Genomic DNA, 17,391 nt, shown 5'->3' on the forward strand with positions numbered 1-17,391 from the left:
ATATCACCAAATTGGTAAAATAAAACCTCAAAAAGAAGGCTCATAAATGTGATAAAACAAAAAATATTTGCATTTTTTATCGACAATTTTTGATATTTACAAAATCACAATTTTTTGTTAGAATTCAACAAAAGGTGATAGTATTGCATGAGCAAAAACAATAAAAAAATTGTAACTTCTATAAGTAATCTTGAGGAGTGGAATTTTATTGCCAGACATCTTGCCTCTTTTGGCTATGAAATCCTTCATTATCATGAAGAAGGCTGGACTCAGGCGGATCTCTTTATTTTGGATACCAAATCTGCATCTGAAATTGGAAAGCAAATCCTCGATTTAAAGCAAAAAGTTGATACCCTTTTGCCAGTCTTAATTATCCTTGATAAGGATGATGACTTAGATTTTTGGCTGTCTGAGGGATTTGACGACTGCCTTCTTTTGCCCATTTCAGATGTTGAACTCAAGGCTAAAGTGGGACTTCTACTTCGGTTAAGAGAAAAATCAAAAAAACTTACTCAAAAAGGTGAATCTATTTATCAAGCAATATTTGAAGCCACAGGCACTGCAACCTTGATTGTTGACGAAGATACTACTATTATTATGGCAAATAAAACATGTTCTCAGGTTACAGGTTATAGCCCAGAAGAGCTTATTGGAACAAGTTGGACTAAATATGTTGCTCCTGAGAGTTTAGAGATGATGCTTAGATATCACAAGCTAAGGCGTGAAGATCCAGAAAAAGCGCCCTTTCAATACGAAGTGAAGTTGATCAACAAATCAGGTGAAGAGCGCATCGCCTTGCTACAAGTGAAAATGATACCAGAAACGAAACGAAGCGTTGTGTCCATGCTCGATATCACAGAACAAAAACGGGCAGAAGAGATGATGATAAGGCAGCAAAAATTGCTCATGGCTATAACCCGAGCGCAGCAAAACTTCATTGCAAACATGGATATATCAAGCACTTTCAAAAATATGCTTACTGATATATTAGCAATCACGGATAGCGAGTATGGCTTCATCGGCGAGGTTTTGTTAACACCTAACGGACAGCCTTACCTAAAAACTCATGCCATTACGAATATCTCTTGGGACGATGAGACGCGGAGATTATATGAGGAGAAAGCGTCAGAGGGGTTCGAATTCTATAATCTTAAGACCCTCTTTGGCGCAACTCTCACGTCTGGCGATGTTGTAATAAGTAATGACCCCCTCAATGACCCCCGCAGAGGTGGTTTGCCAAAGGGACATCCGCCCATGAATGCCTATCTTGGTCTGCCCATTAAGTTTGCAGATAAATTAGTTGCAATGGTTGGGATAGCCAACCGTCCAGATGGCTATGACTATAACATTGTAAATTTCCTCCAACCGTTGCTTAATACTATCGGGCAACTTCTTGAGGCTCATCACAACCAAAGATTAGCCAAACAATCAGCAGATGCCCTAAGAGAAAAGGAACGAGAGGTTTCAACACTGCTTAGTAATCTGCCTGGTATGGCTTATCGCCGATTAAACGACAAGAACTGGACTATGCTTTTTGTCAGCGATGGATGCTATGAATTAACTGGTTACTTACCTGAGGATTTGATTAATAATAAAAAAATCTCTTTTAATGATTTAATTTTAGAGGAATATCAAACATACCTTTGGGAAAAATGGCAAAAACTAATACAAGAGAAGAAGCTTCCCTTTGAGGACGAGTATCAGATACGCACTGCCTCGGGAGAGATAAAATGGGTTTGGGAAAAGGGTAGAGGAGTATTCGACGAAAATGGTGAACTACTCTTTCTTGAAGGATATATTCAGGATATCACAGACCGCAAAAATGCTGAAGATTTGGTAGCAGAGAGAGCTAAAGCCTGGCAGCGAACATTTGATGCTGTCAATAGTGTAATCTGGATTATGGATAAGGACATGCGGATACTGCAGTCAAATAAGGCTGTAGAACAATATTTTCATCTATCATGTAATGAAATAGTCGGTCGTCACTGTTGGGAATATGTGCATAACACAGCTGAGCCGATACCAGAATGCCCTGTTTTTAAAGTAAGAAAAAGCCTTCGTAGGGAAAGCGTTGAATTAAGAATTAACGGTAATTGGTTTGAGATTGTATCGGACCCTATCATAGATATAGACGGCAAGATTGACGGTTTTGTCCACATTATAACTGACATCACTGAACGCAAAAGAATGGAAAAGGCTCTAATAGAGAACGAGGAGAGTTATCGCAGATTATTTGAAGACCATGCTGCCGTAAAACTTCTGATTGACCCTGATACAGGACAGATCGTTGATGCCAATAAGGCTGCTGTTAATTTCTATGGCTGGAGTCGTGAAGAGCTTAAACGGATGAAGATCCAGCAGATTAACACCCTTCCGCCTGAAGAAATCAAAAAAGAGATGGAAAAGGCAAGGACATTAAAGAAGACCTATTTTGAGTTTCGCCATCGTCTTGCAGACAGTTCTATCAGAGATGTAAGGGTATTCAGTAGTAAGGTTGAGATAAAGGGAAAAGAGTATCTTCATTCAATCATTCACGATATTACAAGAGAAAAAGAATTGGAGGCTCAACTCTATCAAGCGCAAAAACTGGAGTCCATAGGACAACTTGCTGGTGGCATAGCCCATGACTTCAACAACATGCTTAATGTTATCTTAGGTTATGGTGAGATGATACTTAATAAGTTACATCCCCAAGACCCTATAAGAAAAGATATACTCCAAATCATTGAAGCAGGTCGCCGTTCTATGTCACTTACCCAGCAACTATTAGCCTTTAGCAGAAAACAGATACTCCAACCTAAGATTTTAAACATCAATGAATCACTTAAGGCAATAGAGGAAATGCTACGACGTTTAATAGGTGAAAACATTGAGCTTACTATGGTATTAGCAGAAGATATATCCAATGTTAAGGCAGACCCAGGACAGATTGAGCAGGTCATCATGAATCTTGTAGTTAATGCCCGTGATGCTATGCCTTATGGCGGGAAGCTCATAATCGAGACTGCTAATGTTGTTTTAGATGAATTGTATATCCAAAATCATGTATCAGTTGAACCTGGAGATTATGTAATGATTGCTATTACTGACACAGGTATTGGTATGGACAAAGAGATCTTATCACGGCTGTTTGAACCATTCTTTACTACCAAAGAAAAAGGGAAAGGCACAGGATTAGGACTTTCCACTGTATATGGAATAGTGAAGCAATCAGGCGGACATATCCATGTTTATTCTGAACTTGGGAAAGGCTCAACCTTTAAGATATATCTTCCTGCTGTGTATGAGACAAAAACAGAGGTAAAAAAAGAAGAGATAGATGCCGAACTCAAAGTTGGAGGAGAACATATCCTTATTGTCGAAGATGAACCATCATTACAGGATTTGTTTAAAGAAATGCTTACTTTATTAGGTTATCAAGTCACTGTTGCAGCAAATGGTGGAGAGGCTTTGCTATTGGTGGAAGAAAAAGGGATAAAGCCTGACCTTGTCATTACCGATGTCATTATGCCGATTATGGATGGGAAGGTTTTGGTGGAAAGGCTTAGAAAGAATCACCCTAACATCAAGGCGCTTTATATGTCAGGATACACGGATAACGCTATCGCTCATTATGGAGTGCTTGATGAAAGCACTCCCTTTATCCAAAAGCCTTTTACCATAAAAGACCTCTCCTTAAAAATTAAACAGGTATTAGGCACTGAAAAATAGAGAAAATAATATTAATTTCAATTCAAAATCGGTAGGGCTAAGAGGGTGGACTATTTTTTATAGAATTTTTACAAAAATACTGATATACTTAGTATAAGGAAGCCTTCTTTTAGGGTTTTGTCAAATAATTTTACCTTATTGAGGCTTCCTCTCTAAATTTATTTTAGACATATGTGAAGGTTAATTATGATTAACTGGCTGATCGAAAAAAAATGGCGCATTTTCCTTAGTGGCTTGCTTTTAACTATTATACCAGCTACTGCAATAGGCATTTATTTTTATCTTGTGCCGTATAAGATATTAAAAAACCATATCGAAAATGATATTATTCAGTCCATTCAAATAACAGAAAGCAGGATTGATGCCCGACTAAATAGCGATATAAAATATATTAAGGCTTTTGCTATAAGAAGGTCTCTTATTAATGCTCTAAAAAAGGGGGATTTTAGAGATCTTCAGAGGCATTTAGATGATTTAATTGCCAATAATCCACAATTAGAGACAGCAGGCATCGCAACAAAAGATGGTATATTGATATCAAGAGCTCCCCATGATCCAAATATAATTGGAAAGGATTTTTCTTTTAGAGATTGGTTTAAAGGTGCAAAAGAGACCTTACAACCTCATATATCTGAACTTTACCTAAGAAAAGGTATGCCGATTAGATATACATTCACAATATCCATGCCTATTTTAGATGGCAACAATTTTATTGGTGTCATCTTTGCATCTCCTGAAAGGGACTATTTTAAGGCTTATTTAGACATACTTGCTTCAGAAGATAAGCATATTTATATAGTTGATAAAAACAATCATATAATTTACAGCAGTCTAAAATTGAGCGATAATCTTGTAAAAATTCCAGAATTTGAAACCTTTATCAAAGACGATTTTATAGAAAATAAAGTTCTATCAGCCACAGACCCGATTCTTAAAAATGATGTGTTTCTGTCTTACAAAAGACTGCCCAATCCTGCATGGACTATAATAGTTACACATGATAAAACAACAGTTATGGCACCGATATCGTCATTATTAAAAATTTTGATAGGAATTTTATTGTTTTCTTCTTTTGCCACTGGAATAATTAGTATCAAGTTTGCCCGCTTAATTTATCAACTTAATGATTTGAATAAAAAGCTTATTGAGAAAGAAGATATAGATAAAAGATATGCTGAATTTCTAACAATACTTAACCAGTCATTTGCTGATTTACATAATTTTTCAAACACAATATTAAATAAGCTGGCAAAAATCACCTGTGCAGAAGGCTCTATTTTATACATTAATGAATGGGGGAGACTAAACCCAACTGCTACTTATCTTGTTACTCTTCCATCGGAAGCTGATGAGATTTCCAAAAAAGCCTTTTTAGACAAGGATATAGTGGCAATAAAAAATATTCCAAAGGATACAGTAAAGTTAGATACTGCCTTTGGAACGATAATTCCAAAGGATATTGTAGCCCTTCCATTAATATATGGTGATGAAAACTTAGGTGTATTGGAAACTATTTGTATTCATGGCTTTGATGAGAATAATATAGAACTACTAAAAAACTGTGCCATCCAGCTTTCTATAGGTATTAGTAATATAAAGCGTATGAATGAAATAATAATTCTCAAAGAGAATTTGCAAGAATCAATTGATAAACTACAAAGTCGAAAAATAGAACTGGAATCTCTAAATAACCAGATTATAGAAGCCTCTCGAGCTAAAAGTGAGTTTCTCTCAAACATGAGTCACGAACTTAGAACGCCTTTAAACTCAATTAATGGTTATACTGAAGTCCTTCTTGATGAACATTATGGAAAAATAAATGAAAAACAGAGGGAATACTTGACTATCATCTATAACAGCGGAAAGCACCTGCTTTCTCTAATTAATGAAATACTTGACCTTTCTAAGGTTGAAGCAGGTATGATGACATTAGAACTTAGTGAAGTTTACATAAAAGAGGTCATAAACTCCTCTGTTATGATGATTAAAGAAAAGGCAATGAAAAACAACATATCCTTAAAAATGGAAATATCCCCTGAAACAGATATAATCATTAAGGCTGATGAAAGAAAACTCAAGCAAATGCTCTATAACCTTCTAAGCAATGCCGTTAAATTTACAGAAGACGGTGGCAGCGTTACTATAAAAACAGAGAAAAAAGATAATTTTATCCAATTTTCTGTGACTGACACAGGGATTGGGATCAAAAAAGAAGATTTTGAAAGGTTGTTTAAGCCATTCAGTCAGTTAGAGTCGCCTTACACAAAGCAGTATGAAGGCACAGGGTTAGGCTTAGCCCTTACAAAAAAATTAGTTGAATTACATCAAGGGGAGATTGGCTTTACAAGTGAGTTTGGCAAAGGAAGCACATTTTTCTTTACTATTCCCGTTAATTTAACTAAAGAAGATACAAAAAAATGAGAATTTAGTAAAATCCTTAAGGAATTAGCAGTGGCAGTAATACTTGTAGTAGATGACAACGAAATAAACAGAAAATTGCTTATTGAATTGTTAGAATACCACGGCTACAATGTTATTTCAGCAAGCAACGGAGCAGAAGCAATAAAAATAGCTAAAGAGAACAAGCCTGACTTAATCTTAATGGATGTGCAAATGCCCGTAATGGATGGGCTGACAGCACTTAAAATAATAAAAGATGATCCTGAAATAAAAGAAATAAAGGTTTTGATTATATCATCAGTAGCTTTTAGTGATAAAATAGAAAAGGCTCTTTCATTAGGCGCTGAAGACTATATTACAAAACCCTATGAAACAAGAAAAATACCTGAAATTATTAAGAAACATCTAAAAAAAGAGTAAAAAATGGAAAGACCAGTTATACTTTGCGTTGATGACGAACCCTACAACCTTGAACTTCTTTCTGCCATTTTAGAACCTGTAGGTTACGATGTGATTAAGGCTAAAAATGGCAAAGAAGCTTTGGCAATTCTTGAAGAAAAAAATATAGACCTCATACTACTTGATGTAATGATGCCAGAGATGAATGGCTTTGATGTTACAAAAAGAATAAAAAGTTCTGAGAAGTGGCGACATATACCAGTTATTATTATAACCGCCCTCGCAAGTAAAGAAGAAAGAATAAAAGGTATTGAAGCAGGCGCAGAAGAGTTTCTCACAAAGCCCTTTGACAGATTGGAAGTCCTTGCGAGAATTAAAGTTTTACTCAAGGTAAAAGACTTAAATGACAGGGTGATAAGTTCTTATAAAAATATTATCGCTCTGACTGAAACAAGCGAAAAACTGATTAAACTTTTTGATCCTGCCTCTTTTGACTTCCTAACAAGCTTTGAGATAACTATACAAGGTTTACTCAAAAAAGAGCATGAACAATCAGGCAACCCCCAAATCATTATACTCGGTTTAAAAGACGAACAAAACATTGATTGGTATATGTACGAATACAAAAATACCAAACTATTAAAAAATAAGGTCATATTAAGAGATAACTATGGCTTTTTTAAAAAAGGGGACTTTGATGTATTCTTTTCAAATGAAGAACAAAACGAAAGATCTTCATTTCACTTTTTCTTTCGGGAATTTGGAATAAGAGTTTATAATTTTGCATGTTTTTTTAGTGAAAATCTGAGTGTCTTTGCATTAAATTATGGGAAAAAACTTACAGAATATGATGTTTCAGTTTTAAGAAGTCTCGTAACACAGATAATGTTTCTTCGTTCCCTATCCAATCAGGCAAAAGAAACAGAAGATGCTTTTAATTATACCGTATATGCCTTGGCAAGAGGTGCAGAGGCAAATGATGAAGATACCGGAAATCACATATTAAGAGTAGGTGAATACTGTGCCATACTATGTAAAGAATTGAATCTACCAGAAAAAATTATAGATAAAATAAGAATACAAGCAACTCTCCACGATGTTGGGAAACTCCATATTCATCCAGACCTTTTAAGAAAACCAGGAAAACTTACCCCCGAAGAGTGGGAATTGATGAAAATGCACACCGTATTCGGCTATAAAATAATTGGAGAACACCCACGGCTAAGCATTGGTGCTACTATTGCATTAACACACCATGAAAGATTTGACGGCACTGGGTACCCAAAGGGACTTAAAGGTGAAGAAATTCCTCTTGAAGGTCGATTAGTAAATCTGGCAGACCAGTATGATGCTTTAAGAAATGCACGAGTTTACAAACCAGCCTTTAACCATGAAACAGCTTATAAAATTATTGTAGAAGGTGATGGAAGAACTATGCCATACCATTTTGACCCTAACATTCTTTCAGCATTCAAAAAAACAGCACATCTATTTGAAGAAACTTATGAAAGATTGAAGTAAAAATATCTATAGTAGCAAATGGTATTTTTAAACTTCTGATTTTTTCCAACTTTACCCAACTTGTTAAGTTTTTTGAAAAAACCATTACTGCACAAAGCTTCAGAGGAGTAGTTTTTGTGTTTTGGGTAACACAAATTTCTCCTTCTATAAGGTCGCTCTTTGAATCCTAATACATCATAAATCTTCTTTTACTTAGAGATTGGGAAGATGCCGTTAAGTGGTTATTATAGGCAGGACAAACGGTATTGGTAGAGCCATAGATTTCTTCTGGCAGGTGCTTGAGATAGTTTATCAGAAGTGTGGAAATAAAGCTGAACCTTTTTGAATGAGCTACGCCAAGCAGAAATATTTCTTTGCACATTTCTAAACAAAAAAGAAAAGATTAAACCTTAACACCGCCTAAATTAAGTAATAGGCAATTAAGCAAATTTCTTCATCACATTGATAAATCTTATATTTTCTTTCCATATTAACAAATTTTTTTATTTAATGAAAAAAGAATTACCAGAATGGGTAGAAAAGCATAAAACATCTGGCACCAACTTTAGATTTAACTTTCTAAGCCATATTTTTTAAGATTTGATAAAATGTCTTGGTAATATTTACAAAATTCAATTAAATCATTTAAATGCTGATTTATGACATTGTAAAGTTCTTCAGGCGTTATCTCCCAGTATATATGAACTAATCTGTTTCTGTATCCTGCAAGATTTTTATTTCTCTCAGCAAAGTCCTTTGGAATTAAACCATGATCACCAAGACTTAATATAATCTGTTGATAATCCTTTGTCTTGGCATTAATACGTGAGAGAAAATGACTTCCTATTGTTAATATTCTCTCAAGACATCTTCTTAAATAATGTTCTGCAACAATATAGTTCCTCTTATCAGATAAAAAATCATTTAGAGTTAATCTACTTAATGTGTCAAGTTCTTTTATTCCTTCTTCAATCTGAGCAAGAATATTTCTCACCTTTACAGTATTTACTGGTGCTTTTTTAATCATTTTTTATTAATGCCCTATCAAATATTCCTTCAAAGTACTTAAAATCAAGATATAGCATTATCACTCTGTCTTTATATTCATAAAAGAATTCTTCATCTGCACAGAATATCAATTCACCGTCATTTACTGCATTAAATTGAAGGCTAAGAGGTGTTTCATGTAAATAAACTATATCAATGTTACCTTTAAAATTTTTTGTTAATTCTTCATAAATTTCACCATATACTTGTACAGGCGATGATTTTAAATGGGATTTGTCTTTAAACAAAACTGCAAAATCTATATCACTGTTAGGATGCATTGTTCCTTCAACAGTTGAACCAAAAATTAATATAGCAGATACTCCTAAAGATTGAAGTTTTTCTCCATCTAGACTTATTTTCATAAAATATTATAACACTAATTAAAACTGAAACTTTTTCCATTAATCAGAAAAACAAATCCTTTTTTATAATTCTGAACCAAATACGAAAAATCTCATGGCTTATTATAAGAGATTCATAGGGTATTTGCCAGTTCTAAATGACAGCAAAATCGAAAGACAGATTTTTAATTCTCAGTAATTTTGGATTAATTATGATTTACATTTATTTGTCAAATATGCTTTAAATATAGCTGGTTTAAAAATTTCTTTACTTCTTTTTTGAGTTCATCAAATTTTTCTCTTTGAAGAAAAAAGATTTTTGTATCCTTTCTTTGTTTTATCATGTCGCAAAAGGGGTCTGATTTAATTGTAATTGTGCCTAAAACAAAACAATCCCCGTCTAAAGCTTTCAGCACAATCTTTTTAAATTTCTCTGAAAAAAGTTCCATTGAACCAATTTCATCTATAACAATTAATGCGTGACTTTGCAAACCCTTTTCCAACTCTTTTACTCCAATCTCTTCAAGAGCATTTAATAGAACTCCATACTTTGATACTTTAAATTTACTATTGATGTCTTTCTTCGCAAGTAAGCCCTCTTTGCCACTTAAGGTAACAATTTTAAAACCTGTTCTCTCTCCTTTTTCTCTTATTTCTTCTGTAAAAAATCCAGAGGCGGGAATATTTAGTTCTTTTACAAGTTGTTTAATTAATGTAGTTTTTCCACATCTGGGCTTACCTGTAATTAGAATATTTTTTATCTTCATCTCTAACTAATATTTAGACATTGTTAATTGAATTCTTATAAAAACTATTTTGATGTATATTCAACATAAGGCTTTATGTCAAGAACCGGAGTGCCGTCATACATATCAATCCTTCTTACTTTTATTATGTTATCCACCACATCAATTACCTCAAGTATTGAAAGTCCAATTGGATTTGGTCTGTGTGGTGAGCAGGTGCTAAATACACCTCTTGTCTCATTTAAATGCGGTGGCTTTTGAATAAGTTTTTCAGCAGTAAAAGGAGGAGATTTATGGAAACAGAATATAACAACAATTTTTTCTCCTGACTTTATATCCCTAAGACCTACTTTGTATTCAGAATCTACAATAATCTCACCCTCCACATCTGAAACACTCCAATGCCGTGGGATTGTTTCTGCCCTTGTCTTAACATAACCTATTGGCTTAAAGATGAACTCTTCCATTTCCTTTATAAAGCCTCGTTTATATAAATAAATTATATAATTTTAGAAAATTATCCTCAATTGTTGACTTTAAATGATTCCTTGTGCTATTTTTTTATAAATGATTTCCTTTTTTAAAAAACTCATTGCTAAAAAAGAAGAAAAAGAGAAAAAGAAAGAATAATTAAATTAATTGCTGAACTTGATAATTTAACAAAAAAAGCAGAGTTAATAGAACTATTTGCAAATAAAAGGATAAAAGAGTTAGAATTAAAATTAAGCAGAATCGAAGAACAGTTTGAGGTCTTTGAGAAAATCATAGATTCTCTTGATCCTAAAAAGAGAGTTAATTGATGCGGGTGTAGCTCAGCTGGTAGAGCACAACCTTGCCAAGGTTGGGGTCGCGGGTTCAAATCCCGTCGCCCGCTTTTTTATTGGCGACGTACCCAAGTGGCTAAGGGAGCGGTCTGCAAAACCGCCATTCGCCGGTTCGAATCCGGCCGTCGCCTTTTTATTTATATGAAATATGCACATTGAAAAAGAGTTAGAAAATCTTGAAAAAGTCCTAAAAAAACTCAGGGAAGAAAATAAAATTCTTCTGGCTTATCTTTTCGGTTCCTTTGCCAGTGGGAAACCACATACTCGTTCAGACATAGACCTTGCCATATACATAAATGCCTCTGAAAAAGAAGCTATTGAAATAACTGATGAAATATTAATGAGCACAGATAGAGAGATTGAAATTCTTAGGCTTGATGATGAAGAAGAATCCCCATTTATAATTCAGCAGGCTCTTAAGGGTATTCCACTTGTAGAGCCTCATTTAGATACTCTTTACAATGTTGCACACAAAGCACTCCATGAAGCAGAAAGTATAAGATTTAGAAGAGAGCATAAAATATGAAAAAAAAATCTGAAAAATTGCTTTCTTTTCTTAAAGAAACTATTGAGTATTTTCAGAATAAAATTTATGGAGTTGACAGAGATAAATATTTTGCGAATAGAGATATAAGATATATCCTTGACAAATGTATCAATGATATCATTCTTTGCATAGTTGACCTCTGTGAAGAAGTTTTAAAAAAATACAACAGAGAAATTCCTGACACCTACAAAGAAACAGTGCTTGCCTGTTATGAATTCTTAGGGGACATTGTTTATAAAATTGCACCCCTTACAAAACACATAAATGAAACAATTCATCAATATTTAAAAATTAATTGGCAGAATATCATAACAGTAAAAAATAAAATTCCAGAAATTAAAGTTTTGTATAAAAAAGTAGAAGAAATTTTACAAAATTGAGACCTATTGGTGTTCATACTTCTATAAAAAATAGTCTCATTAACTCTATAAATGAAGCAGTAGAACTTAAATGTAACACTTTCCAGATTTTTCTTCACAGTCCTCAAGTTTGGCAGATTCCAGAATTTGAACAAGAAATTATTGATGAATTTAAAAGTTTAAGAGAGCTTCATGCACTGAATCCTCTAATAGTTCATGCCTCCTATTTGATAAATCTTATTTCATCAAATCCAAAAACTATTGCTTCTTCCAGATATTTATTGAAAAGAGAAGTCTTAATGGCAGATTTACTCGGTGCAGATTATTATGTAATCCATTTAAAGGATAACAAAGACATGGATAAAAATGAAATTTTTGCCAAAACCCGTGAAGGATTCAGTAAAATTGGAAAACTTGAAAAATGTAAAATTTTAATAGAAAACACCGCAAAAAGTAAGATAACATCTAAAATCCCAGATTTGATTGAAACATTTAACAATATTAATAATGAAAATCTTGGCGGGATTTGTATTGATACCTGCCATCTTTTTGCTGCTGGCTATGACATTTCCAGTGATGATGGTATATCAAAATTCATTGAAGAATCAAATAAATATGGTTTTGATCTAATTAAACTAATTCATCTAAATGACTCCAAAACATCAGCAGGCTCTGAAATTGACAGACATGAGCACATTGGCAAAGGACACATTGGAATCAAAGGGTTTGAAAACTTTTTAAACATAAAAGAATTATCTAATGTTCCCTTAATCCTTGAAACACCAAAAAAATCTCTCCAGGATGATTTAAAAAATCTTTCTACTGTGAGAGAGATCCTTAAAAAGTTAGAATCTTAAATATTTCTTCATATCTTTCCGCAGTTTTCTTTACTATTTCTTCTGGTAACTCAGGTGCAGGGGGTTTTTTATCCCATTTTATTGAAAGCAAATAATCCCTTACAATTTGCTTATCGTAACTGTCTTGAGATTTTCCAGGAGAATAATCCTTCATTGACCAGAATCGGGAAGAATCAGGCGTTAAAAGCTCATCAATTAGAATGATTTTATCATTATAAAAACCAAATTCCATTTTTGTATCAGCAATTATAATTCCTTTTTTCTCTGCAATCTCTGATGCCTTTTTATAAATAGTAATGGCAAAATTCCTTATTTTTTCAGCTGTTTCCTTACCAAGAATTTTTACGGTTTCTTCAAAACTGATATTTATATCGTGACCCTGCTCTGCCTTTGTACTTGGAGTATAAATTGGTTCTGGAAGTCTTTGAGATTCCAAAAGTTCAGGAGGAAGTTTAATTCCACAGACCATTCCTGTTTTTTGATAATCCTTCCATCCAGAGCCAGTTATATATCCACGAACTATACATTCCACAGGAAGTGGTGTTGCCTTTCTTACAAGCATGCTTCTTCCTTCAAGAATGTCTTTATATTTTCTTAAAGACTCTGGGAATTCTTCCACATTTGCTGAAACAACATGATTTTCTATAATATCTTTTACCTGATTAAACCAAAACAAAGAAATCTGCGTTAATACCCTACCCTTCCCTGGAATTCCATTTGGAAGTACAACATCAAAGGCAGAAACTCTATCTGTAGCAACAATAAGTAAATAATCATTCACTTCATAAATATCTCTTACTTTTCCTCTACGAAGGAATTTTACACCTTCAAGATTTGTTTCAAGCACAATTTTTTGCATATCCTCATCCTATATTTTTAGTAAATTCATGCCTTGTCCTAATTTTAAAGCATTTCTAATCGCATTTTTAACAAAATTTTTTGATGCTTTCAAGGCTTCCTTTGGATTATAGCCATTACAAATAAAAGATAAAAAAGCTGAGGAAAAAGCACATCCTGTCCCATGAAATTGTCCTTTAAGTTTTTCACCTTCTATCATTAAGAAATCTCTTCCATCATATAAAAAATCAGGAACTTTATGATTAAAATGTCCACCCTTAATAATTACTATTTCTGTGCCCATTTTATGGATAATTTTTGAAGCATCTATTACTTCATCAATAGAATTTATCTTAATTCCTGAAAGAATCTCAGCCTCTAAAATATTAGCAGTTACGGCTTTTGATAGTGGAATTAATTTATCCTTCAGTTTTAAAAGAGCAGAATCTTCAATTAATTTTGTTCCTGTCGTTGAAATTATGACGGGATCAATTATCAAATTCGTAACTTTAAATTTTAATATATTTTCATGTATACACTCAACAGCATCTTCAGTATAAATCATTCCTGTTTTAGCTCCATAGGGTTTAATATCTTTAAGAAGAGTTTTAAATTGAATATCAATTAAATCATATGATAAGGGATAAATATTTTCTACTTCAGTAGTATTTTGCGAAGTTAAGGCTGTCAATACGCTTACACCATAAACACCAAGAACCTGAAAAACTTTTAAATCCATCTGAATACCTGCTCCAGAGGTAGGGTCTGAGCCACCTATTGTTAGAGCCACCTTCATTTTTTTCTATCAAGATTATTTATTAATTCGGCACCATATAAAAAAACTGCCCAGGCATAAAAAAGCCACATAAGAAGGGCAAGAAAAGTTGATACAGAGCCATAAAGAGTACTTATTTTTATTATATTAGATACATAAAAGGCAAAAATATATTTTGCAAACTCAATCAATATAGTAGTGATTAAAGTTCCAATAAGAATGGGAACTGTTTTAATCTTCTTTTTTGGAAGAAACTTATATAGACATCCTATTATTACAAAAACAAGAAGAAAGGTAATAACGTATTTTACGAAAAATCTCATTATTGTGCTCAATTCTTCAATCATGGGAGGTCGGATCAGCTTAATTATATAAGATATCCCGAAAGAAGCAGCAACTGCTACAATTATTATTAAAATTATGAAAAAGGACATTAAAAAAGACACAAGAATATTTCTTTGTTTTGATATTTTAAAGATTTTATTTAAAGAAAACTCAATTGCTGTAAAAAGCTGTAATGAGAAAAATCCATACAAAAGTATTGAAATTTCACTGACTCCTTTTAACATAAGTAACTTTTTGATTTCAGTCATCATCTGAATTTCTATTGAAGGGAATAAATAAACTAATTTATTGTAAACAAATCTCACAATAGTCTCTTCTTTTGTAAATGTAATTAATATATTTACAATGAACATGCTTAAAGGAATAATTGAAAGAATCGAGAAAAAAGCAAGAGCAGCACTTAGATAAATACCCTCATCTTTGTAAAAATCTTTAAAACTTACAATTATCGATTTAGGAAGTCTAAGAATCATCTTATATTCAATAGCTTTATACCGTTATGATATAAAATTTTATCCATTAAAGATTCAGATAGGCTTAGTTTTTTAAGATTTTCTATCTCCCTGCCTTGATCAGCCCAAGGAGAATCTGTTCCAAAAAGTATATAATCTGAAGGATGTCTAATAATAAAGTCTTTTATTTTATCCTCTGCTAACCATCCAAATGAAAAAGATATTTCCATGTATATTGGCTTTCCAATAATTAGCTTTTCCACCTCATCCCACTGTTTCCATCCACCAAGATGAGTTGTAATGAATTTAAGTTCTGGAAACTTATTTAAAACATTCAATATTCGTTCAGGAGAGGCAATATCCCATTCAGGAAAGCTAATATCATATCCGCAATGCATTACTATAAATAAATCGTTTTCTATTAGGGATTCATAAATATAAAATGCTCTTTCATCATCTATAGAGAAATTTTGATAATAGGGATGCATTTTTATTCCAGGGAAACCTTCATTTTTTACTATTTTTAAATGTTCTTTTAACTCTTTATCATCAGGATGAACTGATAAAAGAGGAATAATTCTTTCAGACCGAATTCTTTTACTCCATTTTAATATTGATTCAAACTGTTCTGGTCTTGTAGCAATATTACATAAAACAGATGTGGAAATACCGTTTTTATCCATAGATCTTAAAAGTTCTGAAATTGTCCCGTTCAGAAATGGTTTAACTATACAATTTTCCTGAAGTTTTTGCATTGCTCTTTCGGCAATTTCATCGGGAAAAGCATGTGTATGAAAATCAATTATTTTCATAAAGGATATTTTATCTTAAAAATTTTAATTTATCAATTTATTTTTTAATAACACTATTTACATTCCGATGGAGCAAAAATAGGACATACTTCAGATGAATTCTGCTGAGGAGTTACCTTAGTTAAAAGATATGTCTTTATATTGTCATTTCCTATAATAAATTTCTTTTCTAAATCATCATTGTAGAATAATACAGGAACAGAATTTATTTTTAAACTTTTCAAAATTCCTCCAATTTCGTTAGCCTCTATGGTTTTCACTGGAATAGAAAATTGTTCACAAAATTTAATGATTTCATTACAATAAGGACAATCCTTAGAATAAACTAAAACATATCTTGAAGATGGGAATTCATTGATTTGAGGGTTTACTATGTAAATTATAAAAAATACTGCCAAAAAACAAACAAAGGCATATATAAGTTCCCTCCTTCCTTGCATAAATCTGTAAATAGTTGCTATAAAAAGGAATCCAAAAATTGTAAGACAGAAGACACAAAATTCCTTCAAGATAAAACTTTGAAATCCCAATAAGTAACCCTCAACAGTTAGAGCAATTATTAAAATTAAAGAATGGGAATAATCAGCTTTTTGTCCCTTTTTAAAAGAAAGGAAAAACAGAATAGTAAATAAAAAAATACCAAAAATAAGCAAAACAATATCTCCACCTTTTACAAAGCTTTCTACAATTCTACATCCTTCAGTCTGACAAAGACTTTTCCCTATAAGTTGAAAAATAAATTCCACAGTGGTAAGAATCAAACCAGCAAAATATATTAAGCTGATGGTTCTTGTCTTAAAAAATTTGAAAGTCATAATTTTAATTATGACATATGAACTTTATATAAATTAATAGTTGATTTTTCATCTTGTTTTTGTGTATAATGGCTAAGCATGCATTTGTTCCAAAAAAAAGAACAAATAAAAAGAATTCTTGAATCACTCCTTTTTATCTCCGATAAGCCCCTTTCCATAAAAATATTAAGCTCTCTTTTTAATATTCAAGATAAAGAAATTAAAGACATAATGGATGAACTTATTAATGAATATAAATCAAGAGAATCAGGAATTTTAATAGTTCAGATGGAAGAAAGTTATCAAATGGTAACTAATCCCGCTTATGCTGATTGGATAACTTTATTTAAAAATTTAACTCTTAATAATAAACTTTCTGAACAAGCCCTTGAAACCCTTGCAATAATAGCTTATAAACAACCCATTACCAAAGCAGAAATAGAAAAAATAAGAGGTGTAAATTCTGATTATGCAATAAAAACTCTAATGGAAAAAAAACTGATAAAAATCATAGGGAAAAAAGAAGTGCCTGGCAGACCCTTTCTTTATGGGACAACAAAGGAATTTTTAAAAGTTTTTGGTATTTCAAGTTTAAATGAATTGCCAGCAATAGATCTTCAAAAAATTAATGCTGCATGAGGA

The 17,391-nt window shown here is 32.6% G+C and carries 17 protein-coding genes and 2 tRNA genes; 10 read left to right on the forward strand and 9 right to left on the reverse strand.

What is annotated here, in order from left to right:
• Positions 1–147: 147 nt before the first annotated feature.
• From QI155_RS08510 to QI155_RS08525, 4 genes are all read left to right on the forward strand, one after another.
• Positions 148–3,711, forward strand: a complete 3,564-nt coding sequence (locus tag QI155_RS08510; RefSeq protein ID WP_281321438.1) for a PAS domain S-box protein — start codon at positions 148–150, stop codon at positions 3,709–3,711.
• Positions 3,712–3,897: 186 nt separating this feature from the next.
• Complete coding sequence (locus QI155_RS08515; RefSeq protein ID WP_068860333.1) at positions 3,898–6,132, forward strand: ATP-binding protein; 2,235 nt, start codon at positions 3,898–3,900, stop codon at positions 6,130–6,132.
• A 30-nt stretch (positions 6,133–6,162) separates the two neighbouring features.
• Positions 6,163–6,531: a response regulator gene (locus QI155_RS08520; protein ID WP_068860331.1), complete on the forward strand. Its 369-nt coding sequence runs from the start codon at positions 6,163–6,165 to the stop codon at positions 6,529–6,531.
• Between the two features lie 3 nt (positions 6,532–6,534).
• Positions 6,535–8,031: an HD domain-containing phosphohydrolase gene (locus QI155_RS08525; RefSeq protein WP_068860329.1), complete on the forward strand. Its 1,497-nt coding sequence runs from the start codon at positions 6,535–6,537 to the stop codon at positions 8,029–8,031.
• Positions 8,032–8,581: 550 nt separating this feature from the next.
• On the opposite strand, the gene QI155_RS08530 is transcribed toward QI155_RS08525, so the two are convergent.
• From QI155_RS08530 to tsaA, 4 genes are all read right to left on the reverse strand, one after another.
• Positions 8,582–9,037, reverse strand: coding sequence for a DUF86 domain-containing protein (locus QI155_RS08530; RefSeq protein ID WP_068860327.1), 456 nt, complete (start codon positions 9,035–9,037; stop codon positions 8,582–8,584).
• The gene (locus QI155_RS08535; RefSeq protein ID WP_068860325.1) at positions 9,030–9,422 is read right to left on the reverse strand and encodes a nucleotidyltransferase domain-containing protein; all 393 of its coding nucleotides are present in this window, start codon (positions 9,420–9,422) and stop codon (positions 9,030–9,032) included. The genes QI155_RS08530 and QI155_RS08535 overlap by 8 nt, the downstream gene beginning before the upstream one ends.
• Before the next feature lie 209 nt (positions 9,423–9,631).
• Positions 9,632–10,168, reverse strand: a complete 537-nt coding sequence (locus QI155_RS08540; protein ID WP_068860323.1) for a nucleoside-triphosphatase — start codon at positions 10,166–10,168, stop codon at positions 9,632–9,634.
• A 44-nt stretch (positions 10,169–10,212) separates the two neighbouring features.
• On the reverse strand, positions 10,213–10,614 hold the full coding sequence (gene tsaA / locus QI155_RS08545; RefSeq protein WP_068860321.1) for a tRNA (N6-threonylcarbamoyladenosine(37)-N6)-methyltransferase TrmO: 402 nt from the start codon (positions 10,612–10,614) through the stop codon (positions 10,213–10,215).
• Positions 10,615–10,948: 334 nt separating this feature from the next.
• On the opposite strand from tsaA, the gene QI155_RS08550 reads away from it, so the two are divergent.
• From QI155_RS08550 to QI155_RS08570, 5 genes are all read left to right on the forward strand, one after another.
• A tRNA-Gly gene (locus QI155_RS08550) sits at positions 10,949–11,021 on the forward strand.
• Positions 11,022–11,029: 8 nt separating this feature from the next.
• Positions 11,030–11,102 (forward strand) — tRNA-Cys (locus QI155_RS08555).
• A gap of 17 nt (positions 11,103–11,119) precedes the next feature.
• A complete protein-coding gene (locus QI155_RS08560; protein WP_068860319.1) occupies positions 11,120–11,497 on the forward strand; it encodes a nucleotidyltransferase domain-containing protein in 378 nt (125 codons plus the stop codon).
• On the forward strand, positions 11,494–11,898 hold the full coding sequence (locus tag QI155_RS08565) for a hypothetical protein (protein WP_068860317.1): 405 nt from the start codon (positions 11,494–11,496) through the stop codon (positions 11,896–11,898). The genes QI155_RS08560 and QI155_RS08565 overlap by 4 nt, the downstream gene beginning before the upstream one ends.
• On the forward strand, positions 11,895–12,734 hold the full coding sequence (locus tag QI155_RS08570) for a deoxyribonuclease IV (RefSeq protein WP_068860316.1): 840 nt from the start codon (positions 11,895–11,897) through the stop codon (positions 12,732–12,734). The genes QI155_RS08565 and QI155_RS08570 overlap by 4 nt, the downstream gene beginning before the upstream one ends.
• Here QI155_RS08570 and QI155_RS08575 read toward each other — a convergent pair.
• The 5 genes from QI155_RS08575 to QI155_RS08595 are packed head-to-tail and all read right to left on the reverse strand — an operon-like array spanning position 12,715 to position 16,770.
• Positions 12,715–13,593, reverse strand: coding sequence for a phosphoribosylaminoimidazolesuccinocarboxamide synthase (locus tag QI155_RS08575; RefSeq protein WP_068860314.1), 879 nt, complete (start codon positions 13,591–13,593; stop codon positions 12,715–12,717). The two genes, QI155_RS08570 and QI155_RS08575, sit on opposite strands and share 20 nt — an antisense overlap.
• Positions 13,594–13,602: 9 nt before the next feature.
• Positions 13,603–14,367: a bifunctional hydroxymethylpyrimidine kinase/phosphomethylpyrimidine kinase gene (gene thiD / locus QI155_RS08580; RefSeq protein WP_068860312.1), complete on the reverse strand. Its 765-nt coding sequence runs from the start codon at positions 14,365–14,367 to the stop codon at positions 13,603–13,605.
• Positions 14,364–15,164 carry a YihY/virulence factor BrkB family protein gene (locus QI155_RS08585; protein ID WP_068860310.1) on the reverse strand — a complete coding sequence of 267 codons (801 nt, stop codon included), beginning with the start codon at positions 15,162–15,164 and terminating at the stop codon, positions 14,364–14,366. Before QI155_RS08585 ends, thiD begins: the two co-directional genes overlap by 4 nt.
• Complete coding sequence (locus QI155_RS08590) at positions 15,161–15,955, reverse strand: amidohydrolase family protein (RefSeq protein ID WP_068860308.1); 795 nt, start codon at positions 15,953–15,955, stop codon at positions 15,161–15,163. Before QI155_RS08590 ends, QI155_RS08585 begins: the two co-directional genes overlap by 4 nt.
• A gap of 53 nt (positions 15,956–16,008) precedes the next feature.
• On the reverse strand, positions 16,009–16,770 hold the full coding sequence (locus QI155_RS08595) for a hypothetical protein (RefSeq protein ID WP_068860306.1): 762 nt from the start codon (positions 16,768–16,770) through the stop codon (positions 16,009–16,011).
• 78 nt (positions 16,771–16,848) lie between these two features.
• Between QI155_RS08595 and scpB the strand changes: the two genes are divergently transcribed.
• Positions 16,849–17,388, forward strand: coding sequence for an SMC-Scp complex subunit ScpB (gene scpB / locus QI155_RS08600; protein WP_068860304.1), 540 nt, complete (start codon positions 16,849–16,851; stop codon positions 17,386–17,388).
• The last annotated feature ends 3 nt before the right edge of the window (positions 17,389–17,391 follow it).

Origin of the sequence: Thermodesulfovibrio sp. 1176, assembly GCF_029946585.1 — a bacterium.
Classification (GTDB): Bacteria; Nitrospirota; Thermodesulfovibrionia; order Thermodesulfovibrionales; family Thermodesulfovibrionaceae; genus Thermodesulfovibrio.

Excerpts from the sequence above, each read along its gene's own strand:
- thiD (WP_068860312.1), bottom strand. The coding sequence starts at position 14,367 with ATGAAGGTGGCTCTAACAATAGGTGGCTCAGACCCTACCTCTGGAGCA.
- QI155_RS08590 (WP_068860308.1), bottom strand. The coding sequence starts at position 15,955 with ATGAAAATAATTGATTTTCATACACATGCTTTTCCCGATGAAATTGCC.
- QI155_RS08510 (WP_281321438.1), top strand. The coding sequence starts at position 148 with ATGAGCAAAAACAATAAAAAAATTGTAACTTCTATAAGTAATCTTGAG.
- QI155_RS08585 (WP_068860310.1), bottom strand. The coding sequence starts at position 15,164 with ATGATTCTTAGACTTCCTAAATCGATAATTGTAAGTTTTAAAGATTTT.
- QI155_RS08575 (WP_068860314.1), bottom strand. The coding sequence starts at position 13,593 with ATGCAAAAAATTGTGCTTGAAACAAATCTTGAAGGTGTAAAATTCCTT.
- QI155_RS08530 (WP_068860327.1), bottom strand. The coding sequence starts at position 9,037 with ATGATTAAAAAAGCACCAGTAAATACTGTAAAGGTGAGAAATATTCTT.
- QI155_RS08515 (WP_068860333.1), top strand. The coding sequence starts at position 3,898 with ATGATTAACTGGCTGATCGAAAAAAAATGGCGCATTTTCCTTAGTGGC.
- scpB (WP_068860304.1), top strand. The coding sequence starts at position 16,849 with ATGCATTTGTTCCAAAAAAAAGAACAAATAAAAAGAATTCTTGAATCA.
- QI155_RS08540 (WP_068860323.1), bottom strand. The coding sequence starts at position 10,168 with ATGAAGATAAAAAATATTCTAATTACAGGTAAGCCCAGATGTGGAAAA.
- tsaA (WP_068860321.1), bottom strand. The coding sequence starts at position 10,614 with ATGGAAGAGTTCATCTTTAAGCCAATAGGTTATGTTAAGACAAGGGCA.
- QI155_RS08525 (WP_068860329.1), top strand. The coding sequence starts at position 6,535 with ATGGAAAGACCAGTTATACTTTGCGTTGATGACGAACCCTACAACCTT.
- QI155_RS08535 (WP_068860325.1), bottom strand. The coding sequence starts at position 9,422 with ATGAAAATAAGTCTAGATGGAGAAAAACTTCAATCTTTAGGAGTATCT.
- QI155_RS08565 (WP_068860317.1), top strand. The coding sequence starts at position 11,494 with ATGAAAAAAAAATCTGAAAAATTGCTTTCTTTTCTTAAAGAAACTATT.
- QI155_RS08595 (WP_068860306.1), bottom strand. The coding sequence starts at position 16,770 with ATGACTTTCAAATTTTTTAAGACAAGAACCATCAGCTTAATATATTTT.
- QI155_RS08560 (WP_068860319.1), top strand. The coding sequence starts at position 11,120 with ATGCACATTGAAAAAGAGTTAGAAAATCTTGAAAAAGTCCTAAAAAAA.